This is a genomic window from Thalassoroseus pseudoceratinae, assembly GCF_011634775.1.
Classification (GTDB): domain Bacteria; phylum Planctomycetota; class Planctomycetia; order Planctomycetales; family Planctomycetaceae; genus Thalassoroseus; species Thalassoroseus pseudoceratinae.
Genome location: NZ_JAALXT010000001.1, coordinates 908559 through 921436, shown reverse-complemented (window position 1 = coordinate 921436; position 12878 = coordinate 908559). Strand labels below are relative to the sequence as shown.

The window sequence follows — 12878 nt, the reverse complement described above, 5'->3', positions numbered from 1 at the left end:
CGAAACGGCAGTCCGCGTACCGTTCGCCAATTCTGGCGAGACGTGTTCGCGTGTCGTTTCTCGCATCGAGGGTCCACCGATGAAAATTCTCTCCATTCTTCCCCAATTGTGTATTCTTGTTTTCGGATGCACTCTGGGATTGGCCGGAGCTGAGGAGAACACGTCCGAAGGCGATCAGCCCCCGGTCGCCGCCAAGTCTGGCGTACTCGTGATGAAAGACGGTAGCCTCGCGGACGGTCAAATCACGCAGGAAGCCCGGGGGTACATCGTTCACAAGTCCGGCGGTCGCTTCCTCGTGCCGTTTCATCTGGTCAACTTCCGCGCGAACGACCGTCTAGACGCCTATCAGAAATTGAAGGACTCCATCCAAAAACCGTCGGCGGATACATCGGTTCGGTTGGCGAAATGGTGTCTCACTTGGCAACTCCATGAACAAGCGGAACTCGAACTTCGACAAGCACTTGAGATGGATTCCGGTCATGCGGTTGCCCGACGAATGTTGATTCGATTGGCGTCGGTGCTTGATCCCACCGGCAAGCCGCCTACATTGCCAGAGCCGCCGGAAAAGACAGACGATGGATTCCAAAAACGACCGGTGCAGTCATTGGCCGGTCTGTCCCGGGAGACGGCTCTCCGGTTCACAACGCGAATTCAGCCGATGTTGATGAATCGCTGTGGAAACGCAAGCTGTCATGGTTCGGCGGCTGGTCAGAACAATTTTCAATTGGTGCGAGTTCGGATCGGCACGAGCAGTCATCGACTCCGAGCCGAGCGAAACTTGGCGATGATGATGGAATACATCGACATGGAAGATCCGGACTCCAGTCCGGTGCTGAAGCTGCCAACCGGTTTGCATGGACCCAAAAAGCGGTCGGCGTTTGGTGGGCCGTACGGTGACGCAAACTTTCAAGACTTTCAGAACTGGGTTCGTGCGGTCGCCGCCGACTTACGGACCGAGCAACCCAAGAAGACCGTTTCGCCAGCGGTATTGGCTCATGATTCCGAGATCAAGGAACGAGAGCCCCCGCGTTTGACGTTGATTCGTGGCACTCCAGAACTTGAGTCAATCGACCCGGAGGAGATGGCACGCAGCGAAAAAGATGAAATTTTGGAAGCGGCACTCCGCGACGAAAAGCCCGATCTGTTCGATCCCGAAGAGTTCAATCGGCTCCATCGCCGTGCTCAGTAGAAACGCTCCCTCTTCGCTGACCGGAAAAGTCGATCAACTTCACCTGTCTCCATTGCCGATGAAGTTTGTAGAGATTCTCGGTGTGACGTTGGGGGCAGTTTGATGAGACGGCGTCGGCTTGTCGTATTGAAGTTGGCGTGTGGACTGCTTCTGCTGGCAAACGTCGGCTGCGCGACGCCTCGCTATCGGTGGCCGCAGGGGTTCAGTGGAACCTATCATCGAGCGTTGTTCGGCGATCCGCATCCGCCAATGCCGGATGAAATCGACGACATGGAGAAGGACACCGCCGAAGAACACGCTGCCGGTGTCTTCTATCCGGAAAAACTGACAATCAAGCCACCCACGCAAAGCCCGACTCGATACGCGATCGTGCCTCCGACCGCAATCAGGCGTTAAATCGTATCTCGCCTCTCGCTTTGCAATTGTGTGCCAACAACCTACTCTGAAGCCAGTGTTTCGGTTGGCTTTGTGAGTTCGAGGAAGTTCGGCGATGAAAAGTCTCACGGCGTATCAATTGCTTTCGCCGCGAAAAGTTGTGTTTGGTTGGGGACGTCGAGCGGAAGTGGGTTCCCTGGCACGCTACTTAGGAACGCGAGCGTTGATCGTCAGCGGATCGCGGACCTTGGAAACCGCAGGCGTGGTCGATCAGTTGGCGACCCATCTCAGAGACGCAGATTTGGACGTCGTTCGCGTGCAAGTGCCCTCTCGCGAACCGCTGGTCGAGGATGTGGACGATCTGATCGCCAAAGCTGCGTCTCACGGTTTCGGGCAACCTGGAGATTTCGTCATTGGAATCGGTGGCGGTGCTGCTCTCGATTTGGCCAAATCGGCCGCTGCACTCGCTCCGCAATCGGAACGGGTTTCGGTCGTCGATTACTTGGAAGGTGTCGGACGCGGGTTGACGCTTGCCGCCGCTCCATTGCCGATTCTGGCGATTCCCACAACGGCCGGTACCGGTTCCGAGGCGACCAAGAACGCAGTGATCTCCTCGCACGATCCCAAGTTCAAAAAGAGTCTGCGAGACGAACGGCTTGTGCCGGCCTGCGTGTTGATCGATCCCGAATTGACGGTAACCACCCCCAAAACCGTGACCGCTCATTCGGGGATGGATGCTCTCACGCAGTTGATTGAGTCATTTCTCTCCAAACGAGCGAATCCGCTGACGCAATCGTTGTGTCTGGAAGGATTGCGGTTGGGGGTGCCGGCGTTGCGAACAGCGGTCGAGAACGGTGCTGACCAACAAGCCCGTTCGGCGATGTCGCAGGCTGCGTTTCTATCTGGCGTTGCACTCGCGAATTCGGGATTGGGGATGGCTCACGGAGTGGCGGCGGCTCTCGGCGTGCACGCAAATGTGCCGCACGGGTTGGCATGTGCGGTGATGCTGCCGGTTGCACTACGAACGAACGCCGACGCTTGCAGTTCAGATATGCAAACATTGGCCGAAGTCATCGTTGGTCGTCCGTTCAAATCGAGTGAAGCGGCTGCGGAAGCCGTGATCCATTGGAGCGAAGAACTAGCGGTGAGCATTGGGATTCCACGACGGCTCAGTGAAATCGGTGTCTTGCGAGACACTCTGGATGACATCGTGCAAAGTTCGCGGGGCAACAGCATGAACGGGAATCCGAAAGAGCTATCGGATGAGGAACTTAAAGCCATTCTCGAGGCAGGATTATGATTGTGACCGCGGGACTGAGCCCAGCTTGGCAGCAAATTCTGACGTTCCGTTCGTTTGAACTTGGGCACGTCAACCGAGCGAAATCGGCTCATTGGTGTGCGTCGGGCAAGGTGCTGAATGTGGGATTGGCGTTGCACCGATTGTGTGGTCATTCGCGGGTTTTGTGCGTGACCGACGATGGACCCGCCGGCACCGCAATGCAAGCCGAATACGAGCGTCAAAGTGTGCCGACGCACTGGATCAAGACGCAAGCTGTGACCCGGGTGTGCACGACGTTGCTCGATGAGCACACCGAGCAAACTACCGAATTGGTCGAGAACGCTCCGAGTTTGAACAACGACGACCTGGAACGATTCTGTGAGGCGTTCGCGTTGGAAACACGTGAAGCCACGGTTGTCGTGCTGACCGGTTCCCTGCCAAGCGGTGTGCCCAGCGACTTCTACCGACGATTGATCGAATCGACATCGGCGGCTGTCATTATGGATGCCCGTGGGCCGGAACTCAGCGAAGCTCTGCGGGCAAAGCCTTTTCTGGTGAAGCCGAATGTGAGTGAATTGTCGAAAACGGTTCGCCGACCACTCGAAAACGAGGAACAAATCTGGGATGCCATGCGAGAGTTGCAGTCGCAGGGGGCTGTTAGTGTGGTCGTGTCGCGGGGCGAGGAACCGATGCTCGCAGTCTTTCGAGATCAACGGTTCGTGGTGCATCCAGCAACGGAGTCGGTTGTGAATCCGATCGGATGTGGCGATTGCTTAGCGGCGGGGATCGCTTGGCAACTTTCACGCGGATCAGAATTTCCGGCGTTACTGAAGTACGGTTCCGCGGCCGCGGCGGCCAATCTGCAACAATTGCTTCCTGCCCGGATTGATGTCGCTCGCGTGGAAGAATTATCTCATCGGGTTCAGGTCGAGCAGATCTGAATTCGCCGACTCGTGTACACATCCGGTTGGCTTTTCGGAGCCGCTGCGTTTGCATTATGCTGGACCGATCTCAACACGAAGGAACGCACATGTCGGAAATGACTCCACTGCTGGAAATCCAGAACCTGCGAACGTATTTCAAAACGGGAGCTGGGGTTGTCAAAGCGGTTGATGACCTCTCGATCTCCATTCCGAAGGCCCAAACCCTTGGTTTGGTGGGCGAGTCGGGCTCGGGTAAGTCGGTAACATCGTTGAGCATCATGCGATTGCTCCCTGAAGCGACCGCGAGCATCGAGTCCGGTTCGATTGCGTTTCTCGGTCGGGATTTGGTCCGTCTGCCCCCGAAAGAAATGCGAAACGTTCGCGGTGCGGACATCAGCATGATTTTTCAGGAACCGGGCACGTCGCTCAATCCGGTGTACCGGACCGGTTGGCAAGTCATGGAAGCGATTCGCCTGCACAATCCGGGGCTGAGCAAGAAAGTCGCCCGTGAGCGGACAATCGATCTTTTTCGAGAGGTCGGAATTCCGGAACCGGAACGGCGGATCAATAGCTTTCCGCACGAAATGTCTGGTGGGCAGAAGCAACGCGTGATGATTGCGATGGCGCTCAGTTGCAATCCGAAACTGCTGATTGCCGACGAACCAACGACCGCACTCGACGTGACGATTCAGGCTCAAATTCTCGACTTGCTCCGTCGGTTGCGTGACGAGCGGGGCATGTCGATTCTTTTCATCACGCATGATCTCGGTGTGATTGCGGAGATCGCGGATCATGTGGCGGTGATGTATCGCGGCAAACTCGTCGAGCAAGCTCCAGTGCGGGACATCTTCGAAAATCCGCAGCACCCCTACACCAAGGGTCTGCTGGCTTGCCGTCCGCGATTGGACACGGATTACAAGCAATTGCCGACAGTTTCCGATTTCATGCGGGTCACGACGCGGGCGGATGGATCGGTGAAGATTGAGGAGAAACCGCTCGACGATGGCAAGTTGGAGGAGTTCCGAAATTCCGGACGACCACGTTTGCTGCACCCGAAACCCGAATTGGATGCCATCGGACATCCTTGGGAAGAATTAGCCGGGGCCGGTTTGCAGGACCTCAGCAACTACGAAACTGTTGCCGAAGGGATCGCGCCAATTCTTTCGGTCAAGAATCTGAAAGTCTATTTTCCGATCAAGAAGGGGATATTCTCGCATGTGGTGGACCATGTAAGAGCCGTCGACGATGTGAGTTTCAACGTCTATCCCGGTCAAACGCTGGGGTTGGTCGGCGAGTCCGGATGCGGCAAAACAACCACCGGGCGGGGTATTCTCCGGTTAGTGCCGCCGACCAGTGGCGAAGTGTATTTTGAAGGTGTCCATTTCGCTCATATGCATGGTGCCGCGTTTCGTCAGATGCGTCGCCGGATTCAGATCATCTTTCAAGATCCGTATAACTCGCTCAATCCGCGGATGACGGTCGAGGCGATGTTGACGGAAGTTATGAAGGTGCATGGCATCGGTCGGAGTCGCGGGGACCGTCGCAACCGAGCCGCCGATTTGTTGGACGAAGTCGGTTTGGGAGCCGAGCATCTTCGGCGGTATCCACACGAATTCTCCGGTGGGCAGCGACAGCGAATTTGCATCGCCCGGGCGATCGCGGTCGAACCCGATTTCATCATCTGCGACGAATCCGTGTCGGCACTCGACGTCTCTGTGCAAGCCCAAGTGTTGAATCTGCTCAACAAACTCCAGCTCGAACGCAAGCTCACGTACATTTTCATCAGTCATGATCTCAGCGTGGTGAAGTTCATGTCTGATATGATGGCCGTGATGAACGCGGGCAAGATTCTGGAATTTGGCCCATCGGATGCGATTTACGCTAACCCTCGCGAAGAATACACCAAGAAACTGATCGACGCGATTCCCAACGATTCGCTGGAAAATATCGATCGTCGCCAACGCGAACGAAACCAAGCCAAGTCGTAAATCGGCAAGGTGGACTCGATTTCGACTGACACCAAGACTGACAACACACGGAAAACGAACATGAAATACGCTCTATTCGCACTGGTTCTGGGCTGCACTTTCATCGGAACTACGATGAGCGAAGCCGCGGAGGCCGATAACGTGGGAATTCAGAAACCGGCGAAACTCGAAGCCAAAGTTCCAGTCGAGTTGGACTACCTGCTCTATTTGCCGAAGGATTACGAGAAACAGGATTCCTGGCCGCTATTGTTGTTCCTGCACGGTGCTGGCGAACGCGGGAGCAATTTGGATTTGGTCAAAGTGCATGGTCCGCCAAAGATGATCGCGAACGGCCACGAATTTCCGTTCATCGTCGCGTCGCCACAGTGCCCGAAAGGAAAACGCTGGGTTCCGACGCCATTGATGGCACTAATTGCCGATCTCGAATCCCGCTACAAAGTGGATTCCGATCGAATTTATGTAACCGGCTTGAGCATGGGCGGGTTCGGTACGTGGTCTTTGGCGTCGTACGCTCCGGATCGGTTTGCCGCGATTGCTCCGATTTGCGGCGGTGGTGAACGATGGGCGGCGAGAAACATGACAAAACTGCCGATCTGGGCCTTCCACGGAACGGCCGACCGAGCGGTTCCTGTCGAGCGTTCGGAACAGATGATCGAGGCCCTGAAGAAAGTCGGCGGCTCACCCAAGTTGACGCTTTACCCCGATGTTGGGCACGATTCTTGGACACGGACGTACGAAAATCCCAAACTTTATGAATGGCTGCTTCAACACAAACGCCAAAAGTGAATCCATGAGAGTGGAGCGTGATTGATCACAGTTCTCGTCGATTGCTCTCGAATTGCCCGACAATCTTCCTCTGATATTTTGGCCCTGTTGACCGTGACTCTCACCCGCCCCGATTTGGAATCGCTGCCAATCTCTGACGACAACGGTGTGATTCGTTCCAATCAAGTGACAACACTCTTGGAACGAATTGCGGCTGCTGAACTTTCCGATCATGCTTGGCCCGAACGCGTGTGGGACTTGTACCGTGAGTTTGCGGTGCTCAAGTGGGTGATCCCGCAGGAGTTTGGCGGGGCTGCCATCTCATCAGCGGAACTCACACATGGGTACCTTCGGTTGGCCGCCGCCGACCTGACTTCGACCTTTGTTCTTACACAGAGAAATGGTGCATGTCAGCGGTTAGCGGGATCTTCCAACGAGGAACTGAAGGCCGAGCTTCTCCCGAAACTCTGTAGGGGAGATGTCTTTGCCACGGTCGGGATCTCTCACCTGACGACCTCCGGCCAACACCTGAAAAATCCGGCAGTTCAACTGACTGAAGTCGACGGTGATTTTGTTCTCGACGGGCGAATCCCCTGGGTCACAGGGGCAAACCATGCGGATTGGATTCTCGTCGGTGCTACAATGGGGGATGGTAAACAAGCCCTGCTCATGCTCCCAACCGAGTTGGACGGCGTCACAATCGAACCTCCCCCCAATCTGTTGGCACTCACCGGCTCTCAAACCGGCGCGGTTGGATTGAAGCAAGTTCGGCTTTCGCATCGTCATCTGGTCGGTGGACCCATTGAGAACGTCATGAAGAGTGGTGCTGGTGGCGGCACCGGCTCACTGACAACCTCCGCCCTCGCCATGGGACATGCCGCCGGCCTTCTAAACCGGTTGGCAGACGAAGCCGAGCGGCGTCAGGACTTGATCGAGAGCTATCAGGTCTTGCAACACGCTCATCAGGAATTGCTTGGCAATCTCGTCGAACGAGCGATGGACCCGGAGTCGAACGAGCCCCAGTTGTCGAACGAGTTCATACGTCAGAACGCAAATTCGCTCGTGCTGCGAACCGCTCAAGCGTATCTAGCGGCGGTCAAGGGAGCGGGCTTCCTCAGTGGTCATCCGGCTGAACGTGGTGTTCGCGAAGCGATGTTCTTCCTGGTTTGGTCCTGTCCGCAACCGGTTCTGAATGCACAAATTCGAGAGTTTGCCTGTGGCCTTCAAAGTGAGGACTAATTGTGAAGAATTTTTAACGACAGACGGCCTTTCACTCAGTTCGAGAATCGGGAAAGATGGTTGCGAGGAATTAGACCTCAGGATGAACCCTTACGCCGACACGCGAACTTTGTGACTGTGGTTTTCCAACCCGGAAACCGCGGCAAATAGGGGGCCAAAGTGCCAATGATGTCTCAACTCGACCCTGCAGAGCTTGTTGGAAAAACGCTCAGCGAGGGGCGCTACGAGTTGCGGGAATTGCTGGGAGGCGGGAGCATGGCTCACGTCTACAAAGCAATCGACGGACGTCTCAATACCGATGTCGTCATCAAAGTGCCGATCCGCCGGTATCTGGAGGATCAGAATTTTCTCACGCGGTTTCGGCAGGAGTCTCAACTCCTGGTGGCACTCAGTCATCCGCATATTGTTAAAATTATCGATTGCGATGAAATCGAACATATTCCCTTCGTCGTGATGCAGTTCCTGGGTGGCGGAGATTTGCAGGATCGGCTTCGGAAGTCTTCCAAGGGGATGGCTGTCGATTCGTTGTCCGACTGGTTGCTGGATGTCGCCAAAGCCCTGGATTTCATGCACCAGAAAAACATCGTGCACCGCGATGTGAAACCTGGCAACTTACTGTTCGACGATTACGGAAACGTGTATCTCGGCGACTTCGGCCTGACCAAAGTTCTCGCGGAGACTGCAGAGAATAGCCACGACCCTGGATTAACGTCCGCAGGCGCGATTGTCGGTACGCCGAACTATGTCGCTCCCGAGATTGTGATGGGGCTGCGTTGTGACGGGCGATCCGACCAGTACTCGTTGGCCACAAGCGTCTACGAAGTGTTGACCGGGCGACCACCACTCATCGGTCCGACCAGCTCAGCAACCATGGTCAACCAGACCAAAAAAGTGCCAAGGGCGTTAGCGGAAGTCAATCCAGAAGTCTCCAACGAGTTAGCCAACGCGGTTCATCGGGGGCTCGCAAAATCGCCCCGCGATCGGTTTGCGACATGCGTCGAGTTCGCGGAAGCTGTTCTGTTTGCCAGAAGCACCACCCGTTCAACCGGATCGGTCCGTTCAAAATCCGGACATCAAATCAAAACACGGTCCGCATCGGGCTCACGAGGCTCATCGCCCTCGGTCCGGAAAATGGCGGTCGAGTCTTCCAAGCACTCCGGCAATCAACGAGATCACGGAGCATCGAAGTCCGGCGTCACTTCACGACGACCACAGAAACTCGTTTCCAAAGGCAAACCAGGTCTTGTCCCCTGTCCGAAATGCAAAAAAGAGTTACCGCTACGACCCGAACACAAGGGAAGACGTGGGCGTTGTATCCATTGCCGAACGTTGCTAATGGTGGGCAAAGAACTAAATTCGTTGAAATACATCGAGGAAGTTCAACACTCGACGGCGGTGCGATCGCGACCGCAATTGCAGATGGAAGGTGCCGGGGGGCTTCCACCGAAGATTTCCCGGAAGAAGAGCGATTCAACGAGCGCGAACAATAGCGAAGAACTGTTGTTGGGTGAAGAAGTCTTCGGGATGTGGATGAGCAAACGCACCATCACCGTCCTCGGTGCGGTGTTGATCTTAGTGTGTCTCGGTGCAACGGCTTTGATCGCCAACTTTGCAACTGAAAAAGAAGAGGACCGGACCAATATTCCGATCTCCAAGGAAGAAGGGTAAGCAACCTCCGCGTCGCTTTTCCTGTCAAAAACAGTGAGCCGTTCTCAATCACAATTAGCGGAAACGATTCAGACGGCATGCCTCCTCGAAGCGACCGCGCGGAAGGCCGGGAACGTCCATCCCGAGGCATTCTTCGACGATCTCTGCTACAGAGACTTCGTCAACGCAGCAGAGGTCATTGCACCGATCCTTGCAGACGTCGAGCGTCGTGGAGTTGGTCAGGCTGTCTTCGACGCGATTTCTGCGACGAGCGAACGCACGCAATCGAACGCGAATCTGGGAATTGTCCTCCTGATCGCACCATTGGCCGCCGTGCCGTCAGATGTCTCTTTGGAATCCGGCATAGCCGAGGTGCTCGATCGTTTGACAGTCGATGACTCCCGCCTGGTTTATCAAGCGATTCGGCTAGCGAATCCCGGTGGTATGGGACGGGCAAGCGAAGCGGACATCAGCGACGAGCCAACGATCCCATTGAAGGATGCGATGATGTTGGCAGCCAATCGAGACATGATTGCCCGTCAATACGCCAATAATTTCGCCGACATCTTCGCACTACTACGGTTGGCCTGGATCCGCACGGTCTCCGAGCATTGGGAGCGCGGAGTCTTCAACCTACAGCTGAAGATCTTGGATCGATATGGCGATTCGCTAATTGCTCGCAAATGTGGTCTGGAAACCATGTCGCAAGCAAGCCAGCGAGCAAGACATGTTCTGTCCCAACCGATCAGCGAGCAGTGGCTCGCTGCTTACAGCGACTTCGATCGGTGGTTGAGAGCCGACGGAAACCGCCGCAATCCGGGAACGACAGCAGATATCATTGCTGCGACACTGTTTGTGGTGCTCCGGGAAAATATGTTGACGCCGCCAATCTGCCCGTTTCCACGAGGCTCTTGAAAAAAGCCGCATCGATTTGAAATCGACGCGGCTTCTTGTTTGCAACGTGGTGAGTGAATCGCGTTAGCGAGACATCGCCAAGCGTTCTTCTTTCTCCATTTGACGACGCTTGATGACTTCGTCTTGGAGGCTGCTAGGCAACTGTCGATACTTGGCGAACTCCATGCTGAAGGTTCCCTTACCTTGGGTCAGGGAGCGAAGTTCGTTCGCATAATCGAACATCGAAGCCAGCGGGACTTCCGCATAGATCACTGCAACCCCGTGACGAACTTCCGATGAGGTAATGATACCCCGTTTACTCGAAAGGTGTCCGGAAACCGTTCCTTGGAACTCATCAGGAACTTCGATTTCGATGTTCATGATTGGTTCTTGAACAGCCATTTTCGCTTTGATCAACGTTTCCCGCATGCAGGCAAACGCACAAATCTTAAACGCCATTTCCGAAGAGTCGACTTCGTGGTATTGACCATCGGAGAGGACCATTCGCACACCGACGACTTCCCATTCACCAAGCGGTCCTTTGACCGTGCCTTGTTGGAAGCCCTGGTCCACCGCTGGGATGTACTCTTTCGGAATACGTCCCTGGGTGACTTCGTTCTCGAATTCGTAGGCGTTTTCGGCATCCTCTTCGAGAAGCTCCAATCGGCCTTTGATATGGGCGAATTGACCGGAACCACCGGACTGCTTCTTGTGACGGTAGTCATAAGTGACCGCACGGGTTGGGCATTCACGATAGGCCACCTTGGGATCACCCACCGTACATTCCACACCGTACTCACGCCGAATACGCTCGATGTAAACGTCGAGGTGCAACTGACCCATTCCAGCGACGATCGTCTCACCGGTTTCTTCGTCAGAGGAAACTTGGAACGTCGGATCTTCGCGGCGGAATCGTTCGAGGGCTTTACCGAGTTTGTCCGCACCATCGCGGGTCAGTGGCTCGATCGACCGTCGAACAACGGGTTCTGGAACGAAGATGTTTTCCAGCGTCATGTTGACGCCTTCGCCACAGAATGTGTCCCCGGACGCACAATCGACACCGACGACAGCGATGATATCACCAGCGCCAGCTTGTTCGATGTCTTCCCGTGAATCCGCATGCATTCGGACAAGTCGTCCAAACCGGACCTTCTTACCGGTTCGCATGTTGTAGTAGCTGTCGCCCTTCTTGATCTCCCCTTGGTAGATTCGGAAGTACGTCAGTTGACCAAATTGTTCCACGACCGTTTTGAATGCCATCGAAACCAGCGGTTTGGTATCGTCGGCTTCCAACGGGATTTTTTCCGGTTCGGCTGGGCTGCCATCCTCGTTGGCGTGGGCGGCTTCCAGGCTTTTGACGTCCATGGCACTCACTTTGCGGTCCAGCGGTGAAGGCAAATACCGCACGACTGCGTCGAGAGCTTCTTGGACACCTTTGTTCTTGTAAGCCGTACCCATCAAAACCGGGGTGACATCTTGTTGCAATGTCACTTCGCGGATGAGTTCGTGAATGCGTTGCTCGTCGATTTCGGTTTCTTCGAGCAAGGCCATCATGAGGTCGTCGTCGTACATCGAGAGCGTTTCCAGCATCTCGCCTCGGACCTCTTCAGCTTTGTCTTTGTATTGCGCTGGAATATCTTCGTAGCGGACGGTTTCACCGTTGTCGCCATCGAAGTAGACAGCTTTCATTTTGATCAGGTCGACAACACCTTCGAAGTTTTCTTCGGCGCCCATCGGAATTTGCAGCGGCAACGGGGTCACGCCAAGCTTGTCTTTCATCGCTTGCATGACGTTGTCGGGGTTCGCCCCGGTGCGGTCCATCTTGTTGATGAATGCAATCCGCGGAACGTGATACCGCTTCATTTGCCGGTCCACGGTGAGCGATTGGCTTTGCACACCACCGACCGCACACAACACGAGGATTGCACCGTCGAGAACACGCAAGCTACGTTCCACTTCGACGGTGAAGTCGACGTGGCCCGGTGTGTCGATGACGTTGACCGAGTGATCCATCCATTCGACAAATGTCGCGGCCGATTGAATCGTGATGCCTTTTTCCCGCTCCAAGTCCATGGAGTCCATGGTGGCACCGCCGTCTTTTCCTTTCACCTCTTGGATGCGGTGAATTCGGCCGGAATAGAACAAGATCCGCTCGGTCAGGGTCGTTTTACCCGAATCGATGTGAGCGGAAATTCCGATGTTGCGGTGTTTGGAAAGGTCCTTCATGGCATCTACAAAATCAGATCGAGGTGAATCGGCCAGCCGGGAATTTCAAGCCTGGCTTGGGCGAAAGGGAGGGAACTAACGAGAACGTTACTGGTCAGACTAACAAGACGTTAGAGCCGAATTTTCCGGGAAATATCAGGTCGGTCAATTCGCTCAATTTGTTTACGGCAAGCAATTCGATGTTTCAATGGTTGCCAACGGTTCATGTTGGCGGTCAACGCGGTTCAGAAGTTTGTTGACCTAAGCTGTCTCTCTGTACGCTGTTATGGCGAAACCATCGAACCATCTCCCGGGTGAGGATTGTCTAGGTTACAAGGCAAGCAAAGCAAGCAGATGTGGCAAAGGGAGCTTCG

At 55.0% G+C, this 12878-nt stretch carries 10 protein-coding genes; 9 read left to right on the top strand and 1 reads right to left on the bottom strand.

Annotation, left to right across the window (positions count from 1 at the left end; genetic code table 11):
* Positions 1-79 precede the first annotated feature (79 nt).
* From G6R38_RS03390 to G6R38_RS03350, 9 genes are all read left to right on the top strand, one after another.
* Entirely contained in the window at positions 80-1189 is a 1110-nt protein-coding gene (locus G6R38_RS03390) for a hypothetical protein (RefSeq protein ID WP_166820254.1), read from the top strand.
* 102 nt (positions 1190-1291) lie between these two features.
* A complete protein-coding gene (locus G6R38_RS03385) occupies positions 1292-1585 on the top strand; it encodes a hypothetical protein (RefSeq protein WP_166820253.1) in 294 nt (97 codons plus the stop codon).
* A 94-nt stretch (positions 1586-1679) separates the two neighbouring features.
* Entirely contained in the window at positions 1680-2864 is a 1185-nt protein-coding gene (locus G6R38_RS03380) for an iron-containing alcohol dehydrogenase (RefSeq protein ID WP_166820252.1), read from the top strand.
* On the top strand, positions 2861-3784 hold the full coding sequence (locus G6R38_RS03375) for a 1-phosphofructokinase family hexose kinase (protein WP_166820251.1): 924 nt from the start codon (positions 2861-2863) through the stop codon (positions 3782-3784). The genes G6R38_RS03380 and G6R38_RS03375 overlap by 4 nt, the downstream gene beginning before the upstream one ends.
* Positions 3785-3873: 89 nt before the next feature.
* On the top strand, positions 3874-5754 hold the full coding sequence (locus tag G6R38_RS03370) for an ABC transporter ATP-binding protein (protein WP_240928050.1): 1881 nt from the start codon (positions 3874-3876) through the stop codon (positions 5752-5754).
* A 60-nt stretch (positions 5755-5814) separates the two neighbouring features.
* Positions 5815-6540, top strand: coding sequence for a carboxylesterase family protein (locus tag G6R38_RS03365; RefSeq protein ID WP_166820250.1), 726 nt, complete (start codon positions 5815-5817; stop codon positions 6538-6540).
* 21 nt (positions 6541-6561) lie between these two features.
* Entirely contained in the window at positions 6562-7758 is a 1197-nt protein-coding gene (locus tag G6R38_RS03360) for an acyl-CoA dehydrogenase family protein (RefSeq protein WP_166820249.1), read from the top strand.
* A 165-nt stretch (positions 7759-7923) separates the two neighbouring features.
* Entirely contained in the window at positions 7924-9426 is a 1503-nt protein-coding gene (locus G6R38_RS03355; RefSeq protein ID WP_166820248.1) for a serine/threonine protein kinase, read from the top strand.
* Between the two features lie 33 nt (positions 9427-9459).
* Positions 9460-10320 carry a triphosphoribosyl-dephospho-CoA synthase gene (locus G6R38_RS03350; RefSeq protein ID WP_166820247.1) on the top strand — a complete coding sequence of 287 codons (861 nt, stop codon included), beginning with the start codon at positions 9460-9462 and terminating at the stop codon, positions 10318-10320.
* A 63-nt stretch (positions 10321-10383) separates the two neighbouring features.
* Here the strand turns inward: G6R38_RS03350 and fusA are convergent, their stop codons facing one another.
* Positions 10384-12525 (bottom strand): elongation factor G, encoded by a 2142-nt coding sequence (fusA, locus tag G6R38_RS03345; protein WP_166820246.1) that lies wholly within the window; start codon positions 12523-12525, stop codon positions 10384-10386.
* Between the last annotated feature and the right edge of the window lie 353 nt (positions 12526-12878).

Bases quoted from the DNA above. Each gene is read 5' to 3' on its own strand.
- G6R38_RS03390 (WP_166820254.1), top strand. From the start codon at position 80: ATGAAAATTCTCTCCATTCTTCCCCAATTGTGTATTCTTGTTTTCGGA.
- G6R38_RS03385 (WP_166820253.1), top strand. From the start codon at position 1,292: ATGAGACGGCGTCGGCTTGTCGTATTGAAGTTGGCGTGTGGACTGCTT.
- G6R38_RS03380 (WP_166820252.1), top strand. From the start codon at position 1,680: ATGAAAAGTCTCACGGCGTATCAATTGCTTTCGCCGCGAAAAGTTGTG.
- G6R38_RS03375 (WP_166820251.1), top strand. From the start codon at position 2,861: ATGATTGTGACCGCGGGACTGAGCCCAGCTTGGCAGCAAATTCTGACG.
- G6R38_RS03370 (WP_240928050.1), top strand. From the start codon at position 3,874: ATGTCGGAAATGACTCCACTGCTGGAAATCCAGAACCTGCGAACGTAT.
- G6R38_RS03365 (WP_166820250.1), top strand. From the start codon at position 5,815: ATGAAATACGCTCTATTCGCACTGGTTCTGGGCTGCACTTTCATCGGA.
- G6R38_RS03355 (WP_166820248.1), top strand. From the start codon at position 7,924: ATGATGTCTCAACTCGACCCTGCAGAGCTTGTTGGAAAAACGCTCAGC.
- fusA (WP_166820246.1), bottom strand. From the start codon at position 12,525: ATGAAGGACCTTTCCAAACACCGCAACATCGGAATTTCCGCTCACATC.